Origin of the sequence: Ornithinibacillus contaminans (assembly GCF_001038425.2) — a bacterium.
Taxonomy (GTDB): domain Bacteria; phylum Bacillota; class Bacilli; order Bacillales; family Amphibacillaceae; genus Ornithinibacillus; species Ornithinibacillus contaminans.
Genome location: NZ_LDPV02000024.1, coordinates 151,610 through 171,743, shown reverse-complemented (window position 1 = coordinate 171,743; position 20,134 = coordinate 151,610). Strand labels below are relative to the sequence as shown.

Annotated in this window: 19 protein-coding genes; 17 read left to right on the top strand and 2 right to left on the bottom strand. The window is 38.1% G+C overall.

The annotated features are described in order from the left end of the window. The first annotated feature begins 21 nt into the window (after window positions 1-21). Together JF53_RS06270 and JF53_RS17840 are read left to right on the top strand one after the other, a co-directional pair. Window positions 22-882: a LysR family transcriptional regulator gene (locus JF53_RS06270; protein ID WP_047981326.1), complete on the top strand. Its 861-nt coding sequence runs from the start codon at window positions 22-24 to the stop codon at window positions 880-882. A gap of 281 nt (window positions 883-1,163) precedes the next feature. Then, a complete protein-coding gene (locus JF53_RS17840; RefSeq protein ID WP_236686917.1) occupies window positions 1,164-1,304 on the top strand; it encodes a hypothetical protein in 141 nt (46 codons plus the stop codon). Window positions 1,305-1,460: 156 nt separating this feature from the next. Here the strand turns inward: JF53_RS17840 and JF53_RS06265 are convergent, their stop codons facing one another. Then, on the bottom strand, window positions 1,461-3,167 hold the full coding sequence (locus JF53_RS06265; RefSeq protein ID WP_047981324.1) for an Rqc2 family fibronectin-binding protein: 1,707 nt from the start codon (window positions 3,165-3,167) through the stop codon (window positions 1,461-1,463). A gap of 109 nt (window positions 3,168-3,276) precedes the next feature. On the opposite strand from JF53_RS06265, the gene JF53_RS06260 reads away from it, so the two are divergent. The 15 genes from JF53_RS06260 to spoVM all read left to right on the top strand — a co-directional run bounded on the left by JF53_RS06260 (window position 3,277) and on the right by spoVM (window position 19,389). Continuing rightward, window positions 3,277-5,934, top strand: a complete 2,658-nt coding sequence (locus JF53_RS06260; RefSeq protein ID WP_236686916.1) for a calcium-translocating P-type ATPase, SERCA-type — start codon at window positions 3,277-3,279, stop codon at window positions 5,932-5,934. 122 nt (window positions 5,935-6,056) lie between these two features. Next, a complete protein-coding gene (locus JF53_RS06255; protein WP_053071914.1) occupies window positions 6,057-6,938 on the top strand; it encodes a YicC/YloC family endoribonuclease in 882 nt (293 codons plus the stop codon). Window positions 6,939-7,014: 76 nt separating this feature from the next. Continuing rightward, window positions 7,015-7,275 (top strand): extracellular matrix/biofilm regulator RemA, encoded by a 261-nt coding sequence (remA, locus tag JF53_RS06250; RefSeq protein WP_047981323.1) that lies wholly within the window; start codon window positions 7,015-7,017, stop codon window positions 7,273-7,275. A 30-nt stretch (window positions 7,276-7,305) separates the two neighbouring features. Beyond that, window positions 7,306-7,926 carry a guanylate kinase gene (gene gmk / locus JF53_RS06245; RefSeq protein ID WP_047981322.1) on the top strand — a complete coding sequence of 207 codons (621 nt, stop codon included), beginning with the start codon at window positions 7,306-7,308 and terminating at the stop codon, window positions 7,924-7,926. Next, on the top strand, window positions 7,923-8,123 hold the full coding sequence (rpoZ, locus tag JF53_RS06240; RefSeq protein ID WP_083443558.1) for a DNA-directed RNA polymerase subunit omega: 201 nt from the start codon (window positions 7,923-7,925) through the stop codon (window positions 8,121-8,123). Before gmk ends, rpoZ begins: the two co-directional genes overlap by 4 nt. A gap of 135 nt (window positions 8,124-8,258) precedes the next feature. Continuing rightward, window positions 8,259-9,464: a bifunctional phosphopantothenoylcysteine decarboxylase/phosphopantothenate--cysteine ligase CoaBC gene (gene coaBC, locus JF53_RS06235; RefSeq protein ID WP_047981321.1), complete on the top strand. Its 1,206-nt coding sequence runs from the start codon at window positions 8,259-8,261 to the stop codon at window positions 9,462-9,464. After that, window positions 9,461-11,869, top strand: a complete 2,409-nt coding sequence (priA, locus tag JF53_RS06230) for a primosomal protein N' (RefSeq protein WP_047981320.1) — start codon at window positions 9,461-9,463, stop codon at window positions 11,867-11,869. Before coaBC ends, priA begins: the two co-directional genes overlap by 4 nt. A gap of 15 nt (window positions 11,870-11,884) precedes the next feature. Beyond that, window positions 11,885-12,826: a methionyl-tRNA formyltransferase gene (fmt, locus tag JF53_RS06225; RefSeq protein WP_047981319.1), complete on the top strand. Its 942-nt coding sequence runs from the start codon at window positions 11,885-11,887 to the stop codon at window positions 12,824-12,826. Between the two features lie 2 nt (window positions 12,827-12,828). After that, complete coding sequence (rsmB, locus tag JF53_RS06220; protein ID WP_047981318.1) at window positions 12,829-14,175, top strand: 16S rRNA (cytosine(967)-C(5))-methyltransferase RsmB; 1,347 nt, start codon at window positions 12,829-12,831, stop codon at window positions 14,173-14,175. A 114-nt stretch (window positions 14,176-14,289) separates the two neighbouring features. Beyond that, window positions 14,290-15,051 carry a Stp1/IreP family PP2C-type Ser/Thr phosphatase gene (locus tag JF53_RS06215; RefSeq protein ID WP_047981317.1) on the top strand — a complete coding sequence of 254 codons (762 nt, stop codon included), beginning with the start codon at window positions 14,290-14,292 and terminating at the stop codon, window positions 15,049-15,051. Continuing rightward, on the top strand, window positions 15,045-17,060 hold the full coding sequence (gene pknB / locus JF53_RS06210) for a Stk1 family PASTA domain-containing Ser/Thr kinase (protein WP_047981316.1): 2,016 nt from the start codon (window positions 15,045-15,047) through the stop codon (window positions 17,058-17,060). Before JF53_RS06215 ends, pknB begins: the two co-directional genes overlap by 7 nt. After that, window positions 17,061-17,942, top strand: coding sequence for a ribosome small subunit-dependent GTPase A (gene rsgA, locus JF53_RS06205; RefSeq protein WP_047981315.1), 882 nt, complete (start codon window positions 17,061-17,063; stop codon window positions 17,940-17,942). It begins immediately after the preceding gene. A 2-nt stretch (window positions 17,943-17,944) separates the two neighbouring features. Continuing rightward, entirely contained in the window at window positions 17,945-18,607 is a 663-nt protein-coding gene (gene rpe / locus JF53_RS06200; RefSeq protein ID WP_047981314.1) for a ribulose-phosphate 3-epimerase, read from the top strand. A 5-nt stretch (window positions 18,608-18,612) separates the two neighbouring features. After that, window positions 18,613-19,257 (top strand): thiamine diphosphokinase, encoded by a 645-nt coding sequence (locus JF53_RS06195; RefSeq protein WP_047981313.1) that lies wholly within the window; start codon window positions 18,613-18,615, stop codon window positions 19,255-19,257. A 48-nt stretch (window positions 19,258-19,305) separates the two neighbouring features. After that, complete coding sequence (gene spoVM, locus JF53_RS06190; protein WP_036687879.1) at window positions 19,306-19,389, top strand: stage V sporulation protein SpoVM; 84 nt, start codon at window positions 19,306-19,308, stop codon at window positions 19,387-19,389. 398 nt (window positions 19,390-19,787) lie between these two features. Here the strand turns inward: spoVM and rpmB are convergent, their stop codons facing one another. Then, a complete protein-coding gene (rpmB, locus tag JF53_RS06185) occupies window positions 19,788-19,976 on the bottom strand; it encodes a 50S ribosomal protein L28 (protein ID WP_047981312.1) in 189 nt (62 codons plus the stop codon). Between the last annotated feature and the right edge of the window lie 158 nt (window positions 19,977-20,134).

Genomic DNA, 20,134 nt, shown 5'->3' with positions numbered 1-20,134 from the left:
ATCTAGTAAAGGATTTTTATCATGAAAATTGAGGATTACGAGTTATTATTGAAATTAAAAGAAGTTGGTACGATACGTGGAACGGCAAAACAAGTGTTAATTTCGCAACCAGCTGTGACACAGCGACTCCGATTTATAGAAGATTATTTTGGCCAAACGATTTTCATCCGCACGCCGAAAAGCTTAGTGCTAACACCTAGTGGCGAAATTATTTTAGAACATGCGAAGGAGGTAGTAGCTAAAGAACAAGCGATTATGAACAAGCTATCCCAATCGAGTGAAGAAGTGCAAGGGACATTATCGATTGCATGCTCTTCGTTAATTAGTCAACGGTTTCTTCCAAAAATACTTGGAGAATATACAAGTCTTTATCCGAAAGTAACGATAGATTTAGTGACAGGTATAAGTGAAGATATTCGAAAAAATCATAAAGATTATCATGTTTGTATCATTCGTGGGGAGAAGCTAAAAGAGAGTACTAGTATTCGATTATTTGACGATCCATTGTATATTTTTGATACAGAGCCTTTTCCAGAAGATAGATTAAAGGAACGCCCATTAATATCCTTTAAAAGTGATGACAGCATGCATGAACTGGTGGATAATTGGCTCTATCAAAACCAGCATCAGATAAAACCACTTCGAATGATGACCGTGGACCAAATTGAAACATGTAAGCAATTTATGAAACAAGGAATCGGGATGGCAGTTCTTCCTAAAAGTGTATCTGATTCGATGATGGATGAGTTTCCACATATTGCACTCGAGTTAGGTGGAAAACCAGTAACAAGATACACCTGGGTTTCTTATCAGGAAGGAATTCGCGAACTACCACAAGTCGATCATTTTATTCAAATGTTAACGAAAGAAGCATTACTCTGATACCACATGTTGAACCAGAAATTATCTATCCATTTTGTGATAGGTAATTTTTTATCGGCAGGATACTTCATTTGTGCCAACTGTTGCGGATAAAGTTTCCATTATTTTTTTTATTCTAGGTAGTCTATAATAATATCAAATTATGTTTTATCAGTATTATAGGTTGGGGGTGTTTACCAATAGAATTTGAAAATGTAGTCGCTGTCATTTTAATTTCTATCCTGCTGATTCCACTGTATGTTATCTTAATTTGGTCTTATAAATATCCTGAAGATAGTGTTTTGTTTGGTAAAAGATGGATGTATGAAGATGATCCAGAGGTTAGTAAAGCGGCAATTCGTTATACAAAGTTCATTTCTATAGGTGGCTTAATCATTATCACGATTATTGAACTTGTAATGGTAGTATCATTATTCACCTAAACGAAAAGTAGGAAGAAATGGAGTGCTTGGGACATAAGTGAAATGTGAAGGTATATATCCGAACAATGCGCTAACCCTGAAGCGGATATAGTGCATTATTCGGATTCTATCAAACCATTGACGCTTATGTCCAAGCCACTTTTTAAACAAATTTTCCTATTTATTTTTCAAACGTTCTACAACTGCTTTTTCTGGCGTTACATAGAGCGTTTTTTGATTGTCATAAATAACAAAACCAGGCTTTGATCCATTCGGTTTCTTTACATGTCTTACCTTAGTATAATCGACCGGTACAGAGGAAGAATCTTGCGACTTACTAAAGTAAGCAGCAAGCAGAGCAGCCTCTTGGATTGTTTCTTCATTTGGTTCTTTGGAACGAATTATTACATGTGAACCAGGAATATCCTTCGTGTGTAGCCATATTTCATCACGATGGGCTAGTTTCATCGTTAGATATTCATTTTGTTTGTTGTTTTTACCAACTAAAATAGTCGTACCATCTGTAGCTTTATATGCTTCGGGTTTTGGCACGGTTTGTTTATTTTTCCGCTTGTTCTTTAACTGCTTTTTCAAATAGCCTTCCTCACGAAGTTCTTCACGAATTTCCTCAATATCCTCGACACCTGCTACATCGATTTGCTGTAATAATTGCTCAAGATATGCTAGTTCTTCTTCCGTTTTTTGAATCTCTTCCTCTACTTTTATTTTAGAAGTTTTAAGCTTCTGATACGTTTTGAAAAAGCCTTGCGCATTTTCACTTGGAGATTTATTTGGATTAAGCTCAATTGTAAGTTCATTTTGATCTGGATCATAGTAATCAATGACAGAAATAGTAGTATCTCCTTGTTTAACGAGATGCATATTTGCCGTCAACAGCTCACCGCGTCGTTGATAGGTCTCGGCATTTTCCGCTTTTTTCAACGTCCGCTCATGCTTCTTTAGCTTCCGTTCGTTTTTATCCTTTTCATTTTGAATAAAGCGATATAAGTCCTTTGCTTGCTGCTTAACACGATCACGCTCTGCTTTTCCAGAATAGAAACTATCGAGCATTTCATTTGTTGATGCAAAGGTGGTTATTTCCCCCTCAAAGGAATGAATCGGAAGAACGTGAAAGTCTTCCTTTGCTCCATAATAGATTGCAGGTTCAAAATGGTTAGCTATAATTTGTGCTTGTATTGCTAAAAACTGCTCCGCATATATAGAATCTGATCCTAAATTTGCCCGACTAACAAGTTCCTTTGCGATAAAGGGAGAAAAACCTGTTAATAACTGGACAATTTGCATATCGATTTTTCCGGCATTAAAATCCAATCGCTTTAAAAAGGTATTCCCATCAATAGTTAAAGGATTTAACTTGTCTTGTTGAGGCGGTAGCTTATAGGCAGAACCAGGCAGTACAGTGCGGTGACGGTTCTGAGCCATGGAGATATGCTTTAGGCTATCAATGATATGTCCTTTCTCCTCATCAACTAACATTAGATTACTATGTTTACCCATTAACTCTAAGATGAGTTTCTTGTTGGAAATATCCCCAATTTCATTTCTAGTTTTTATTGTAAACGAAACAATCCGTTCCATTTCATATTGTTCGATTTTTTCAATAATTGCGCCCGATAAATGCTTTCGTAAAACCATACAGAACATCGGTGCTTCTGGCGGATTATGATACGAGTCAGCGGTAATATGCATGCGAGAATAGGTAGGATGAATCGATAGTAGTACTACGTGATTTTTCCCTTGGCTTCTAATCGTCATGACTATTTCTGTATCAGTTGGCTGATATATTTTTGTTATTTTTCCTGGAAGTAGTTGACTTACTAATTCTTCTGTCACTGCCTTCGTTACGATTCCATCAAATGGCATTCGACTCACCTCTCCTTAAATTATAGCATTTTTTAGGACAAGTCTGCATAGATATCACTAAGAGAATAGGAGATAGTTTATGCTCTTTAAAAGCATGGAGGAATGCAGCGTGAAAAAGTGGTATCAATTAGATGTCGAACAGGTTGAACAAAAACTTCAAGTAACAACAAATCGGGGACTTACTTCCAAACAAGTCGAACAGCGACAGAAACAATATGGCTATAACGCGCTAGAGACGGCAAAACATACACCGAAATGGATTATTTTTTTAAAGCAATTCCAGGATTTTATGGTGATTGTGTTATTAGCTGCTACATTAATTGCGGGGATGTTGGGCGAATATGTTGATGCGATAGCTATTATGGTAATTGTGTTTGTCAATGGCTTTATTGGCTATTTTCAGGAGCAAAAGGCGGAAAAATCACTCGAAAAACTAAAAGAATTATCAGCACCTATGGCCAATGTTTATCGTGACAAAAAATGGGAAAAAATCATGTCACGTGAACTGGTGGTAGGAGATATTGTAAAAGTAACAAGTGGAGACAGAGTGCCAGCTGATATACGGATTGTAAAATCGAGTAGTTTGGAAACAGAGGAGTCAGCCTTAACAGGCGAATCCTTACCAGTAATGAAACATGCAACTGCTATAACGCGTGATGACTTAGATGCACAGGATCAAGTCAATATGGGATTTATGGGCACATTAGTTACACGAGGATCAGGAATCGGGATCGTTGTTGGAACTGGCATGAATACGGTAATGGGACAAATTGCGTCGTTAATGTCCAATACGAAAAAAATACCAACGCCACTAGAGAGGAAGCTAGCAGAGCTTGGGAAGATACTAATCGTTGTGGCGATCTTACTGACGATTTTAGTGGTTGGACTTGGAGTTATACAGGGGCATCCTGTGTATCAGATGTTTTTAGCTGGGGTGTCACTAGCTGTAGCAGCAATTCCTGAAGGGCTTCCAGCCATTGTAACGGTAGCATTATCCCTTGGTGTACAGCGAATGATTCGTAAAAAAGCAATCGTTAGAAAGCTTTCCGCAGTAGAAACACTTGGTTGTGCATCGGTAATCTGTTCCGATAAAACGGGTACGATGACGGAAAATCAAATGACAGTGAAGGAAATGTTTTTGAATGGTGAACATCTGTCTGTTACGGGAGATGGCTATGAAATAGAAGGTGATTTTCTTCTTGGAAAACAAAAACTAAAACGAGAACATCCGAATTTAGAAACGATGCTAGTATATGGTCAATTATGTAATAATTCATCCCTACAAGTAAAAAAGGGGCATTATTACGTGGACGGGGATCCAACAGATGGAGCACTTATAGTTGCAGCAAGAAAGCTAGGATTATCAACGCATAATGTGGAAAATTTTAACGTGATAAAAGAAATTCCGTTTGATTCTGACCGAAAGCGAATGAGTGTCGTGGTGGAGGATGCGAATGGTAGACGCTTTTTAATTACAAAAGGTGCACCGGATGTATTATTACCACGATGTAATTACGTGTTGGATAAAGATGGAAGGAAACTATTAAAGCAACGAGATAGCGATGCAATTAGTAGTGCAATTGATTATATGGCTGATAAAGCATTACGGACTATAGCTATTAGTATGAAGCCATTAGCGAAGGACGTAACATTGGAATCAGCTTTTTTAGAAAAGGATTTAACCTTTATTGGGCTTTTTGGCATGATTGATCCACCAAGGAAAGAAGTAAAAGCAGCAATTGAAGAATGTAGACAGGCAGGAATTAAAACTGTCATGATTACTGGAGATCATGTTAAAACAGCTACAGCAATTGCAAAAAAGTTGGAGCTACTTCCAGAAGGTGGACTTGTTTTAGAAGGACAGCAATTGAATCAGATGTCAGTAGCAGAGCTTGAGGATGTAATAGAAGATGTTTATGTTTTTGCGCGTGTAACACCGGAGCATAAGTTGAAAATTGTTAAGGCATTTCAAGAGCGAGGTCATATTGTTGCTATGACAGGTGATGGAGTAAATGATGCTCCTGCAATAAAAGCAAGTGATATTGGAATTAGTATGGGAATAAGTGGTACAGATGTGACGAAAGAAGCCTCCTCTCTAGTATTAATGGATGATAATTTCGCAACCATTAAAGCTGCCATTCAGGAAGGACGGAACATCTATGAAAATATCCGGAAATTTATCCGTTATCTCCTTGCTTCTAATGTAGGCGAAATTTTAGTCATGTTGTTTGCGATGCTACTTGGAATGCCACTACCATTAGTTCCAGTGCAGATTCTATGGGTGAATTTAGTGACAGATGGCCTACCTGCGATGGCACTTGGACTAGATCAGCCAGAGGATGATGTTATGAAGCGTGCTCCAAGAAGTCCTCGAGAAGGTGTATTTGCTAGGGGACTGGGCTTTAAGATTATTAGTAGAGGGATATTAATTGGAACAGTTACCTTAATCGCTTTTATGGTAACCTATCAAAATAATCCAGAGCATTTGGTGTACGGGCAAACCATTGCATTTACTACTCTGGTTATGGCTCAGTTAATACATGTATTCGATTGTCGAAGTGAAAGGTCCGTATTTGACCGGAATCCTTTTGAAAATATGTATCTCGTTTTAGCCGTATTATCTTCCATCCTACTATTATTAGTTGTTATCTACTGGCCACCATTACAACCAATCTTTCATACGATCGCATTATCATTACGAGATTGGATGTTAATAATTGGTTTAGCAGCATTACCAACCGTATTATTTGGCTTTACGAAGAGATAATGTTAAGAACCTTCACGTTTGTGGAGGTTTTTTTTATCCATACCTAAAATAGGCATCGCTGATTGCTTGCTTCGGTTTATGGTATAATGGCTATTAGAATAATTCGAAGTAGGTGATTAAGATTGGCAAAAAGTATGACTGGGTATGGGGCTAGTACCTTTCAGCTTGGCGATACGGTCATTACAATTGAAATACGATCGGTAAATCACCGATTCTTGGACATTATCCCAAAGTATCCAAGAACTTTTTTATATGCTGAGGATAAAATAAAAAAAATACTTAAATCCTATTTCAGTAGAGGGCGTATTGAATTACATATTGATATGGAAGGTAGTACCTTTATTAACAAAACAGTGGTAACAGACTGGAATTTAATGGATCAGGTTATGGAACAATTACAGCAGGCAAAAGAGCGTTATGGATTAAGTGATGCACATTCAAGTAGTCTGTTAGCACAATTACCAGAACTGATGACGATCACTGAAAACGAAACAAAGCCAAGTGAACTCCAAGAAAAATTATTAACTGGTATTAAGGAAGCCTGTGCCCAAGTACTTCACATGCGCATGGAGGAAGGGGAGAATCTTCTAAGCGATATTTTAGGACGAGTAAAAACAGTCCATCATATGGTATTATTGTTAGAAGGACGAAGAGAGCAAGTAATTGAAGAATACCAAGCAAGAATCAAGAAACGAATTGAAACGTATGTTGACGATTCAATTTCACTAGATGCAGCACGTCTACACCAGGAAATTGCCATACTAGCAGAAAAGGGCGATATATCAGAGGAAATCACACGACTTCTGAGTCACTTGCAACAAATAGAGTCCATTTGTACAAGTGATCAGCCAATTGGTAGAAAGCTTGATTTTATCATTCAAGAAATGAATCGAGAGGCAAATACAATCGGTTCAAAATCGACGGATCATAAAGTTGGAGAATGGACCGTCGCAATGAAAAGTGAAATTGAAAAAATGAAAGAGCAAGTTCAAAATATCGAGTGAAAAAGGTAGGGAAATATACTTTTAATTTCGTAAAAAAGCCTTTATAATAGGTTAGAATGATGAGGGGGAAGTGAAATTGGGATTACAATTAATTAATATTGGTTTTGGAAATGTTGTTTCTGCCAATCGAGTGATTTCAATTGTATCACCAGAATCAGCACCAATAAAACGAATTATCACTGTTGCAAGAGATAATAATAAATTAGTAGATGCTACATACGGAAGAAGAACTAGAGCTGTCATCATTACGGACAGTGACCATGTTGTTCTATCAGCGGTACAGCCTGAAACAGTTGGCCAGCGTGTGCTAAGTCATGATGAAATCTCGGATGAATAATAGCAGTCAACCATACTAGGAGGAAAGAATTTGATTGAAGAAAAAGGTATTTTATTTATTTTATCTGGCCCATCAGGCGTAGGAAAAGGGACAGTAAGAAAGGAACTCTTTGAACAAAAAACGGATTTGAAATATTCTATTTCCATGACAACACGTGAAAAACGTCCAGGAGAAATTGATGGAGTAGATTATTTCTATAAAACAAATGAAGAATTTGAACAGCTAATTGCCGAAGAAAAGCTGTTAGAATATGCGAAGTTTGTTAATAATTATTATGGTACACCGAAGGAATATGTTGAAAAAACACTCGAAGAAGGCTATGATGTGTTTTTAGAGATTGAAGTTCAAGGCGCAATGCAAGTAAAACAGAACTTCCCTGAGGGCGTATTTATTTTTCTATTTCCACCTAGTTTAGAGGAATTAAAAAACCGGATTGTAAATCGTGGTACAGAAACAGAGGATCTAATCCTTAATCGGTTAAAAGAAGCACGGAATGAGATTGAAATGATGGATGCTTATGACTATGTAGTCGTTAATGATGACGTAGAAAAGGCAGTCGGAAAAATACAGTCAATTATTCAAAGCGAACATTGTAAACGTGAACGCATTGCCACGCAGTATAAAAAGTTATTGGAGGATGAATTATCATGATGCTAGAACCATCAATTGATGCATTACAAGAAAAAATCAGATCAAAATACTCACTAGTTACGCTATCTGCAAAGCGAGCAAGACAATTACGTGAACTTAAAAATTTACGAATTGAAAAACCTAAGTCCCATAAATTTGTCGGTATGGCTTTAGAAGAAATTGAAGCAAATGAATTAACCTTAAGCGAAGAACAATAAAATTTTATCCCTTGCATCTATGTGTGCGAGGGATTTTTGTTATCAATTCTAGAAATTATCTTTCATTGTATTTTATGGTATAACTAGACTAGAAGATTATTTTGATGCGTACATATAGAAAGGTGTTTGAAAACGATGCAAAACAAAAATATCGTACTTGGCGTAACTGGTGGAATTGCAGCGTATAAGGCATGCGCGCTTACTAGTAAACTAACGCAGCAAGGTGCAAATGTGAAGGTCATTATGACAAAAAGCGCAATGCAATTTGTCTCACCACTCACGTTTCAAGCATTATCTAGAAATCCTGTTTATACAGATACATTTGATGAAAAAGATCCAGCAAAAATTGCCCATATTGATTTAGCGGATTGGGCCGATATCGTACTTTTAGCTCCGGCTACAGCCAATGTTATTGGAAAGATTGCCAATGGAATTGCTGATGATATGCTTACAACGACAATCCTCGCAACAAAGGCAGCTGTTTATATTGCTCCGGCCATGAATGTTAATATGTATGGACACCCTGCTGTTATAAAAAACATGCAACAATTAACGGATTATGGTTACCATTTCATTGAACCAGGAGCAGGATACTTAGCCTGTGGTTGGATTGGTAAGGGACGGCTTGAGGAACCAGAAACAATAATAGAAGTAATTAAATCACATCAACAAACTAACAAGTTACTAGCTGGAAAAAAAGTACTAGTTTCCGCAGGGCCCACTCGTGAAAAAATTGATCCAGTTCGATTTTTTACCAATCGTTCAACAGGTAAAATGGGCTTTGCATTAGCAGAGGCAGCTGCAGAAATGGGTGCAGAAGTTACCTTGGTGACTGGACCAGTAGCACTAGATATTTTCCAAAATAATATAACTAGAATAGATGTTACGACTGCAGAAGAAATGTTCCATGCAATGGAAGCGGCGTTTCCGAATCAAGATATCGTGATAAAATCCGCTGCTGTGGCCGATTATCGTCCAAAGCAAACGTATGATGAGAAGCTGAAGAAGAAAGATGGCAATCTCCAAATTGAACTAGAGCGTACAACAGATATTTTAAAAACCTTAGGGGAAGCAAAAACGGATCAATTTCTTGTCGGGTTTGCTGCAGAAACACAGGATCCTAAGGATTACGGTAAGGATAAACTATTGCGTAAAAATCTAGATGCAATTGTGATTAATAATGTTGCACAAGAAGGCGCAGGTTTTGGTAGTGATACGAATGTGGTCACATATTTGAATCGTAGCCTCAAAGAGCATGAAATTCCATTGAATAGTAAAAAGGAAGTAGCGAAGGAAATTTATCAACTAATTTTACATGATATGAAGGATGAGTCAAGGTGAGAATTGCCAAAGTTATCGTAGATGTCCAAGCGAAAGCGATTAATCAGACATTTGATTATGCAATTCCAGAACGATTTCAAGAAATATTGACTGAAGGAATGCGTGTTATTGTTCCTTTTGGTCCTCGGAAAATCACTGGATTTGTCGTTGGAATAAAAACGGATTCTGACTTTGATCGGCTAAAGGAAATCATTGATGTATTAGATATTCATCCTGTTTTAACGACTGAGTTATTAGAACTTGGGAAGTGGGTTGCAGAAGATACGGTGACCATGTACATTACCGCCTATCAGGCAATGTTACCGCAAGTCTTAAAGGCACAATATAAAAAAGAACTAATTCGTAATACTGCGGAGCTATTGGCACCAGAGCTAGAAAATTTATTTGCTGGACGAGATGTCATTAGCTATGAGGAGTTTGCTCACTCAACGATTGCTTATTCCAAACTGCAACAGGCGATTCAAGCTACCGATATTTCCATTAACTATCTGGTAAAATCGAAGGTTACTAAAAAGCTAGTAACAATCATCGAACCGAATAAAGCGAGCTATCAATTAGAAGAAGCATTAATGGATATGTCGCAACAAGCGAAGAAGCAACGACAATTACTATCCTTCTTTATTCAACATCCTGAACCTATTGAACAAGCAAAGCTTTTTCAAATAACTAATACTAATCGCACCGTCTTAAAGGCATTATTAGAAAAAAAACTAGTAACCGAATATAAAAAGGAAACGTATCGTAATCCATATGACGATGATGCATTCGAACGGACATTTCCTTTAAAACTCACCGAAGAACAGGAACAGGCATTGGCGCCAATAAAAAAGAAAATAGATCAAGATGAACATGATGTTTTCCTAGTGCATGGTGTAACTGGAAGTGGAAAAACGGAAATATACCTCCAAGCAATCCAAGGTGTTATTGAGAAAGGTAAAGAAGCTATCGTATTAGTTCCAGAAATTGCACTAACTCCTCAAATGGTGAATCGATTTAAAGGGCGATTCGGAAGTAATGTTGCAGTTATGCATAGTGCATTATCAAATGGTGAGAAATACGATGAATGGCGCAAAATACAAGCCAAAGAAGTAAAGGTAGTTGTTGGGGCACGATCTGCAATTTTTGCTCCATTTGAAAATATTGGAATCATTATCATTGATGAAGAACATGAAACGACGTATAAGCAAGAGGATCAACCCCGATATCATGCAAGGGATGTAGCGATTAAACGTGGTCAATTTCATCATTGTCCGGTCGTGTTAGGAAGTGCTACTCCCACCTTAGAATCCTTCGCAAGAGCGAAAAAAGGTGTTTACCAGCTTCAAACATTGGCAAAACGAACGAATAATCAACAGATGCCAACGGTTGAAATCGTTGATATGCGACAAGAGCTACACGAAGGTAATCGCTCTATGTTTTCTACGGTTTTAAAGGAGAAAATGGAATCAGTTCTCGAACGTGGAGAACAAATTGTATTATTACTTAATCGTCGAGGCTACTCTACTTTTGTTATGTGCCGAGATTGTGGACATGTGAAGGAATGTCCACATTGTGATATTGCAATGACCTATCATAAAAATAGTAATCAATTAAAATGTCATTATTGTTCGTATGAAGAGCAAATGCCGCTGTTTTGTCCAGAATGTAATAGTGATCTGATCCGTTACTTTGGTACTGGTACTCAGCGTGTGGAGGAATCGTTAACAGCACTAATGCCACACGCCAGGGTGATTCGTATGGATGTTGATACGACGAGAAAAAAGGGTGCTCATGAGAAGCTATTAAAACAATTTGCCGAAAAACAAGCAGATATTTTACTAGGTACACAAATGATTGCAAAAGGGCTTGACTTTGCCAATGTGACGTTAGTAGGCGTCTTGACAGCTGACTCGATGTTACATTTACCCGATTTTCGTTCAAGTGAAAAAACCTTTCAATTGCTGACTCAAGTTAGCGGGAGAGCGGGAAGACATGAATTGGCAGGGCAAGTTATTGTCCAGACCTATACACCAGAACACTATAGTATTCAATTAGCAAGTGAATATGATTACGATCAATTCTTTTTGCAAGAAATGAAAATTCGAAGGTCGTTTCGTTACCCACCATATGTTTATTTAGCATTAATTACCGTATCTCACCCAAATCATGTACGTGCAGTGCAACTTACACAACGAATTGCCCAGCTGCTCAGGAAGGTTATACAGGAGGATTCCATTGTTCTTGGCCCGACTCCATCACCAATAGCACGGGTGAAAGATAGATATCGTTATCAATGCATGATAAAATACAAAAATGAACCGAAGCTTCGTGGCTACATTAAGAAAATTATCGATCAATTTGCTGATGAAGTGCGAAAAGAGGATTTACTAATTACAGTTGATATGCAGCCATATCACATGATGTAGAAAGAAGGTTTTACAATGAAACGAATAGTATTTATGGGGACACCAGATTTTTCAGTCCCAATATTACATACATTGATTACGTCTGACTATGAGGTAGTGTTAGTCGTAACCCAGCCCGATCGACCAAAAGGTAGAAAAAAGGTTGTAACCCCTCCACCTGTAAAGGTTGAAGCGGAAGCGTATGGAATACCAGTTTTCCAGCCAGAAAAAATCCGAACAGAATATGAGGAAATTCTCTCGTATAAACCGGATATTATTGTCACTGCGGCATATGGACAAATTTTGCCGAATGAATTGCTGGCGTATCCGGAATTCGGATGTATCAATGTTCATGCCTCATTACTACCGGAATTACGCGGTGGCGCACCAATTCACTATGCAATTATCCAGGGTAAACAAGAAACCGGAATTACCATTATGTATATGGTAGAAAAATTAGACGCAGGCGATATTATCTCACAACGAAGTATCCCTATTGAAATGGATGACCATGTTGGAACGCTTCATGATAAACTATCAGAAGTAGGTGCAGCACTATTAATGGATACACTACCAAGTGTATTTTCAAAAACGATTACACCTATGAAGCAGGATGATTCGAAAGCAACGTTTGCTTCTAATATTAAACGAGAACAAGAACGAATCGATTGGCAACGTTCTAATTTAGATATTTATAATCAAATTAGGGGGCTACATCCTTGGCCGGTTGCCTTTACGACCTATCAGAATAAAACGATGAAAATTTGGTGGGGAGAGCTTGAACACCAGGAATACCAAGGCATGCCGGGTGAAATTGTGGCGAAAAATCATGATGAGTCCTTCACGGTTATTTGTGGTAACAATAAAGGAATTCGCATAACAGAAATACAACCTGAGGGTAAAAAACGAATGACAGTAAAGGATTATCTACAAGGATCGAGTGACCGTATCCAAATAGGTTCTAAGATGGGTGAATGATAATGAAATATCTTCTTCGGAATACAATCATCGACTTATTACTTCGAATTGATCAAGACAGTGGATATAGCCATCTGTTACTTAATCATGAAATGAAATCGAAGAATATTTCTTCTAAAGATGAGGGGTTATTAACAGAAGTTGTTTATGGAACGATTCAACGAAAAATGACGTTAGATTTTTATTTGAATCACTTTATTAACGAAAAGAAAAAAATGGAACCATGGGTAAGAATGTTATTACGTATGTCGATTTACCAAATGGTATATCTTGATAAGGTACCAGATCATGCCATTATCCATGAAGCGGTGGAAATCGCAAAACAGCGTGGTCATAAAGGGATATCTTCTTTTGTTAATGCGATACTGCGTAATGTGCAGCGCAATGGTGTTCCTGATACAGCATCTATTAAAGACCCAGTTGAACGGTTATCAGTTGAAACGAGTCATCCAAAGTGGCTTGTGGATCGCTGGATCAAGGTGTATGGCTACGATACAACCAAGGAAATGTGTATGGAAAATTTAAAGCACAAAGCCATTTCCGTTCGTGTACAGCCAATGAGAATTACTAGAGAAGACGCCATCAACCAATTAACAATAGAAGGCTTCGAAGTATCGAAATCTGCCTTTTCAGAGCAAGGTATCCTTATCGAAAAAGGGAATATTATAAAGTCGACTTTATTTACAGACGGCCTTCTAACGATTCAAGATCAAAGCTCCATGCTCGTTGGTGAAATGCTGGATGCAAAGCCAGGCGATACAGTGCTTGATGCGTGCAGTGCCCCAGGTGGCAAAGCAACCCATATTGCCGAGAAGATGAATAATCAAGGAATTGTTCACGCCCATGATTTACACAAGAAAAAAATCAACTTGATTAAGGAAAAGGCAGAGCAACTACAGCTATCTATCATCGATGCAGAAGCACATGACGCACGTAAATTACAGGAGCGCTATGATGCGGAAACATTTGATCGAATTTTAGTAGATGCACCGTGTTCGGGCTTAGGAGTAATGCGCGGCAAACCTGATATTAAATATAATAAACAAAAAGAAGATATTGAGCGGCTTGCAGTTATCCAAACAGATATTTTGGCAACAGTCGCACCGTTACTAAAAAAAGATGGGTTACTAGTGTACAGTACGTGTACGGTAGATCCTGCTGAAAACGAAGAAGTCGTAAAGGAATTCTTAACGAAGTATACAAATTATGAAGTTGATGCCAGTTTTTTTGATGAATTACCAAATGTCTTGAAAGAATCAGAAGGAATCTCGCCTTATGGGCTACAGATTTTTCCGCAGACCTATCATACTGATGGCTTTTTCCTAGTGAGACTAAAACGAATTTCCTAATTTGTTCAATATCTAGTTATAAAGTATGAAAAAAATTCCGAAATAGATATTCTTATTTGGTAATTTGTGTAATACTTATATACAAATAACGTGGCATTGTTAAGGGGTGGTAGAATGAAAGGACATTTTTTGACAGATACCGGTCAGGTGAGAAGTCATAATGAAGATTCAGGTGGCATATTTCCTAACGAGCATAACCAGTATCTCGCTATCATTGCAGATGGTATGGGAGGGCATCAAGCTGGTGATGTAGCTAGCCAAATGGCTACAACAATTATGGAAGAGAAATGGCAATCAAGCACGTTGTTTCATTCACCAGAGGAAAGTGAGAAATGGTTGAAACAAACCATAGATGAAATGAATTCATCCATTTACGAGCATTCGTTGCAGCATGAAGAATGTCATGGTATGGGGACAACGCTAGTAGCAGCTATTTGTACAAATGAATTTATTTCTGTTGCACATATTGGTGATAGTAGATGTTATTTGTATAACGCGTATAATTTTAAACAGCTTACCGAAGACCACTCTTTAGTGAATGCACTTGTACAGTCCGGACAAATTTCCAAAGAAGATGCACTTGTTCATCCACGCAAAAATTTAGTGCTTCGCGCACTGGGAAATGCTGAGATCGTAGAACCTGATATTCAATCAATAAGCTGGGATAACGAGGATAAAGTATTACTATGTTCCGATGGCTTATCAGACAAAGTTCGTGATGAAGAATTGAAGACATACTTGGAATCAGATGATGAGATTCAAGAAATTGGTCAACGCTTAATTAAATTGGCAAATGAACGTGGTGGGGAAGATAATGTTTCGCTGGTAATCATCCAGAAAGAAGCATCGATGGAGGAAGGTGAAGCATTGTGTTAAAAGGTCATATGCTTAATGAACGGTATCAGATCAAAGAAAAAATAGGCGGCGGCGGAATGGCTGACGTTTATTTAGCGACGGATACGATCTTAGATCGAAGTGTTGCTATCAAAGTACTACGATTAGAATATGCGAATGACGAGGAATTTATTGCCAGATTTGACCGTGAAGCACAATCAGCAACAAGTCTTTCCCATCCCAATGTGGTGACGATATATGATGTTGGTGAGGAAGACCAAATTCTATACATGGTAATGGAATATGTAGACGGAATGACGCTTAAGGAATATATTCATCGCTATGGACCAATAGAAGTAGCGGATGCGATTGAAATTATGAAGCAAATCACGGCTGCGATTTCCCATGCCCATGAAAACGGAATTGTGCATCGTGATATTAAACCACAAAATATTTTGATTGATACATATGGACATATTAAAGTAACAGACTTTGGGATAGCTGTTGCCTTAAGTGCAACATCCTTAACACAAACAAATTCTATTTTAGGGTCTGTACATTATCTGTCACCTGAACAGGCACGGGGTGGATTGGCAACGAAAAAATCGGATATTTATTCGCTAGGTATCCTATTTTTTGAGATGCTAACTGGAAGACTGCCTTTTTCTGGACAATCTCCTGTTTCGATTGCGTTGAAGCATTTGCAAAGTGATACACCTTCTGTGAGACGATATAATCAGGAGGTCCCACAAAGTGTTGAAAATATTGTGTTAAAAGCAACCGCAAAGGATCCATTCCATCGTTATAATACAGTGTATGAAATGGAAGAAAGTTTAGAAGTAGCACTTTCACCAGAAAAAATTAACGAGCCGAAATATGTCCCACCTACCGAGGTAGGCGAGGAAACAAAAGCAATTCCGATAATTACAGAGAGTCATTTGGAGGATGTTCATCAGGATACAATTGTTCACCAAGCGAATGCAGAAACAAAGAAGGTTTCTAAGAAAGGACAAGCCCCAGCAAAGAAAACTAAGGGTACAAAAAAGAAAAAGAAACGAAATAAAAAATTGCTTATCATTTCTAGCATTTTGTTTGTCGTGTTGCTTATCGTTTTACTTGCCTTTCTAATACCGGGCTTAACAAAGCCAAAGGATGTTACGATTCCTGATGTACTAGAACTGGAATATAGTGAGGCAAAAGAGGAACTTGAAAATGTGAATCTCAAGCCTGAACGAGAATTTATGTATTCTGAAGAGGTAGAAGAGGGATTAGTAGTAAAAACAGATCCGAGACCTGGCAGGACGGTAAAAGAAGGAACTACGGTAACCGTTTTTGTTAGTCAAGGGCAAGAAAAAGATGTATTTGGAGATTATGTTGGAGAGGAATTCAGCCAAATTGAACGACTATTAAAGGAGAAGGGCTACACAGATATTAGTGTTTATGAAGAGTTTTCTGATCGCCCAGCTGGAGAAATTCTTAAGCAAATACAACCTGCACCAGATGATGAAGTGATACCTGGCGAAACAAAGGTAATCTTCGAGGTTAGTAAAGGAAAGGAACCAATTGAATTAGATAATTTGGTTGGACTAACCGAGGGTGAAGCTAGAGATTATCTTAAATCAAAGGGCTTATCCGTAAATGTCCAGAAAGAAAGCTCTGATACGGTTCCAGAAGGGTATGTGATTAGACAGGAACCAAAAGCAAATGCGGAATTAAATGAAGGTGATACGGTTGATATTTATATCTCAACTGGTCCTGAAGCATTACCACCTAAGACACACTCTGTAACATTTGATATTGAATATGTACCAAATGAAGATTCAGAGGATGATGGAACAGATCAGCCAAATGAGCCACAAGTTATTCGTGTTTACGTTGGTGATATGGGACATGATATTTCACAGGTATATGATGAGTTTGAAATAACCGAAACTCGAGATCGCTATACGATTGAACTGAAAATCGAACAGGGATCAGAAGCGAGATATCGCGTAATGCGAGATGATGAAGTCATTTACGACGAAACAATACCATATGAAGAGGGTGAATAGATGCCAGAGGGCAGAATAATGAAAGCTCTAAGTGGTTTTTATTACGTTCATACGTCAGATGATGTCTACCAATGTAAAGGTAGAGGCGTTTTCCGAAAAAAAAATATTACACCACTTGTAGGCGATTTCGTTTCTTTTGACATTCGAGAAGAGAATGAAGGTTATATAACAGAAGTAAAACAACGGACGAATGAATTAATTCGTCCTCCTATTGCCAATATTACACAGGCCATTATTGTTGGTTCCGCTATAGAACCGGATTTTAGCACAACACTATTAGATCGATTCCTTGTGTTAATTGAAGCAAAGGGGATAACCCCAACGATTTTTGTAACGAAGATCGATTTACTTACAACGCAGCAATTAGCAGAAATAAAGGACTATCAACGTGATTATGAGAAAATTGGTTACGCGATGGAATTATTCTCTGCAAAGGAACCGAGAGAAATTCATCGAATCAAAGACTATTTAAAAGACAATGTGACCGTAATAGCTGGCCAATCTGGGGTAGGGAAATCTACTTTACTGAATACAATTAGTCCAGAATTGCTTCTAAAAACTGCAGATATTTCCAAAAGTTTGGGAAGAGGGAAGCATACAACGCGTCATGTAGAGCTAATCGAAATCAATGATGGCTTGGTTGCGGATACGCCTGGGTTTAGCGCGTTAGATTTTGATGAAATTGAAGCAGAACAGCTGTCAGATTGTTTTCCAGAAATACGGGCGTTAGCAGATCAATGTAAATTTCGAGGCTGCTTGCATGCCAAGGAACCGAAATGTGCAGTGAAAGAAGCGGTTGAACAAGGAGACATTCCAGATTACCGCTATGAGCATTATGTGAACTTTTTGGATGAAATACAATCAAGAAAGCCGAGGTATTAATTATGGTTAAAATTGCACCATCAATATTGTCAGCAGATTTTGCTAAGCTAGGAGAAGAAATAATCGATGTGGATAAAGGTGGAGCAGATTATATCCATGTAGATGTCATGGATGGACACTTTGTACCTAATATTACGATTGGCCCATTAATCGTAGATGCCATTAAGCCTAAGACAACTTTACCACTGGATGTTCATTTAATGATTGAAAATCCAGATCACTATATCCCAGAATTTGTAAAGGCTGGGGCTACTATTATTACAGTACATCAAGAAGCAACTGTACATCTACATCGAACGATTCAACTAATAAAGAATTCAGGTGTAAAAGCAGGTGTTGCCATAAATCCAGGTACTCCTGTCGAGATGATTCGAGAAGTGTTACAAGATGTAGACTTAGTATTGATTATGACAGTAAATCCAGGATTTGGTGGTCAATCGTTTATAGAGCAAACAATAACTAAAATAAAGCAAATTTCCAAGTGGCGTGATCAGTATAATTATTCTTTTGAAATTGAAGTAGATGGCGGAATCAATCCTGAAACTGCAAAACAATGTGTGGCTGCCGGAGTAGATGTGTTAGTTGCAGGAAGTGCAATCTATAATCAATCAGATAGAAAGCTTGCTATTGAAGAAATTCGCCATGCTGCTCATCAAATGGGGTAATGTAGATGAGGAATGTCGCGATAATGGGGAATGGACCGCTGACAGAACTCCCTGATTTGTTGCAGTATCATGACCAAATAGACATATGGATAGGGGCTGATCGAGGAGCCCTTACCATTATAGAGAGTGGCTTACCACTGACGTATGCGGTTGGTGATTTCGATTCAGTTTCGGAAATCGAGAAACAAACTATACAAGATAAGGCTGAATTTTTTAAACAGCATCCTATTGAAAAGGATATGACTGATTTTGAGCTCGCATTAGAACAGGCATTTGAATTAAATCCTGATACGATTTATTTTTTTGGGGTGACTGGTGGTCGGTTGGATCATACCCTAATCAATATTCAGCTACTACAGCACGTTATTGAGCGAAACATCCGGGGTATCCTTATTAATCGTACAAATGAACTGGAAATGACAAAACCAGGAAATCATACGGTTACACAGGATGAACAATATGATACGATATCGTTTATTCCAATAACACCGAAAGTAACGGGCTTAACATTAACAAATTTTTATTATCCATTAACAAATGCAACGGTAACGATAGGATCTACTCTTTCTATTTCCAATAAGCTTATTTCAAATTATGGTACTTTTTCGTATGAAGAAGGCATAGTATTAGTTGTAAAGAGTCGTGACTAAAACACGATTCATTCGTAAGCGTGTTTGCAAATAGAGGAGGGCGAACTTATGAAATTTTATACTATTAAGCTCCCTAGAGTACTCGGAGGATTTGTTCGTGTTGTGATCGGTATTTTTAAGAAAGATAAATAAACAAGTCTTTGCTTTTGTCTATGGATGGCAGAAGCACTTTTTTTGGCCAAGGATATGTACTACAATCCTTCTGACGGTATAAACTCACGAAAAAGAACAAAAGCGCAAGCGTCCGGTTAGGGACGTACGGACTGGGACCACGATTACTCGCCCCATCGAAAACATTTGGACTGAGCCGTAGGAGATAAAGGAAACACGACGACCGCAGGAAGTCGATGTTGACTTCGTACGGAGGTGAAGGAAGTCTGATAGTCCCTGGGCGCTGGAGCTGGACGTTAGCCGTTCAAGTAACGTCAGTTATCCACAGTGTTTAATTTTATAAATTCCTAAAAAATTAGAAAAGCACCCAGTTTAATATGGGTGCTTTTAGCTAATAACTAATGTTACGGTAAAATATATTAAACGCGTTCTACTTTACCTGATTTAAGTGCGCGTGCAGAAACATATACACGTTTAGGCTTTCCGTCTACCAGAATACGAACTTTTTGCACATTAGCTTTCCAATTACGCTTGTTGGAATTCATAGCGTGAGAGCGTTGGTTTCCACTGCGAGTTTTACGTCCAGTAACAACACATTGTCTTGCCATGGTAATCCCTCCTACTCTTAACAAAAGTCAATTTAACACTTTTACAATTTACCACAACCAGGGCAAGAATGCAATATATATAAAGAAAAATCTCTTGACAGAATTACTGGAATCGTTCATTGTTATAAGGGGCGAAAAGGTCGCCCGCACTCTTTGGA

What these genes read in the sequence shown, in the direction of transcription:
- JF53_RS06215 (WP_047981317.1), top strand. Translation starts at nt 14,290, where the DNA reads ATGAAAGGACATTTTTTGACAGATACCGGTCAGGTGAGAAGTCATAAT.
- JF53_RS06195 (WP_047981313.1), top strand. Translation starts at nt 18,613, where the DNA reads ATGAGGAATGTCGCGATAATGGGGAATGGACCGCTGACAGAACTCCCT.
- coaBC (WP_047981321.1), top strand. Translation starts at nt 8,259, where the DNA reads ATGCAAAACAAAAATATCGTACTTGGCGTAACTGGTGGAATTGCAGCG.
- JF53_RS06265 (WP_047981324.1), bottom strand. Translation starts at nt 3,167, where the DNA reads ATGCCATTTGATGGAATCGTAACGAAGGCAGTGACAGAAGAATTAGTA.
- JF53_RS06270 (WP_047981326.1), top strand. Translation starts at nt 22, where the DNA reads ATGAAAATTGAGGATTACGAGTTATTATTGAAATTAAAAGAAGTTGGT.
- spoVM (WP_036687879.1), top strand. Translation starts at nt 19,306, where the DNA reads ATGAAATTTTATACTATTAAGCTCCCTAGAGTACTCGGAGGATTTGTT.
- rpoZ (WP_083443558.1), top strand. Translation starts at nt 7,923, where the DNA reads ATGATGCTAGAACCATCAATTGATGCATTACAAGAAAAAATCAGATCA.
- rpe (WP_047981314.1), top strand. Translation starts at nt 17,945, where the DNA reads ATGGTTAAAATTGCACCATCAATATTGTCAGCAGATTTTGCTAAGCTA.
- fmt (WP_047981319.1), top strand. Translation starts at nt 11,885, where the DNA reads ATGAAACGAATAGTATTTATGGGGACACCAGATTTTTCAGTCCCAATA.
- rsgA (WP_047981315.1), top strand. Translation starts at nt 17,061, where the DNA reads ATGCCAGAGGGCAGAATAATGAAAGCTCTAAGTGGTTTTTATTACGTT.
- rsmB (WP_047981318.1), top strand. Translation starts at nt 12,829, where the DNA reads ATGAAATATCTTCTTCGGAATACAATCATCGACTTATTACTTCGAATT.
- rpmB (WP_047981312.1), bottom strand. Translation starts at nt 19,976, where the DNA reads ATGGCAAGACAATGTGTTGTTACTGGACGTAAAACTCGCAGTGGAAAC.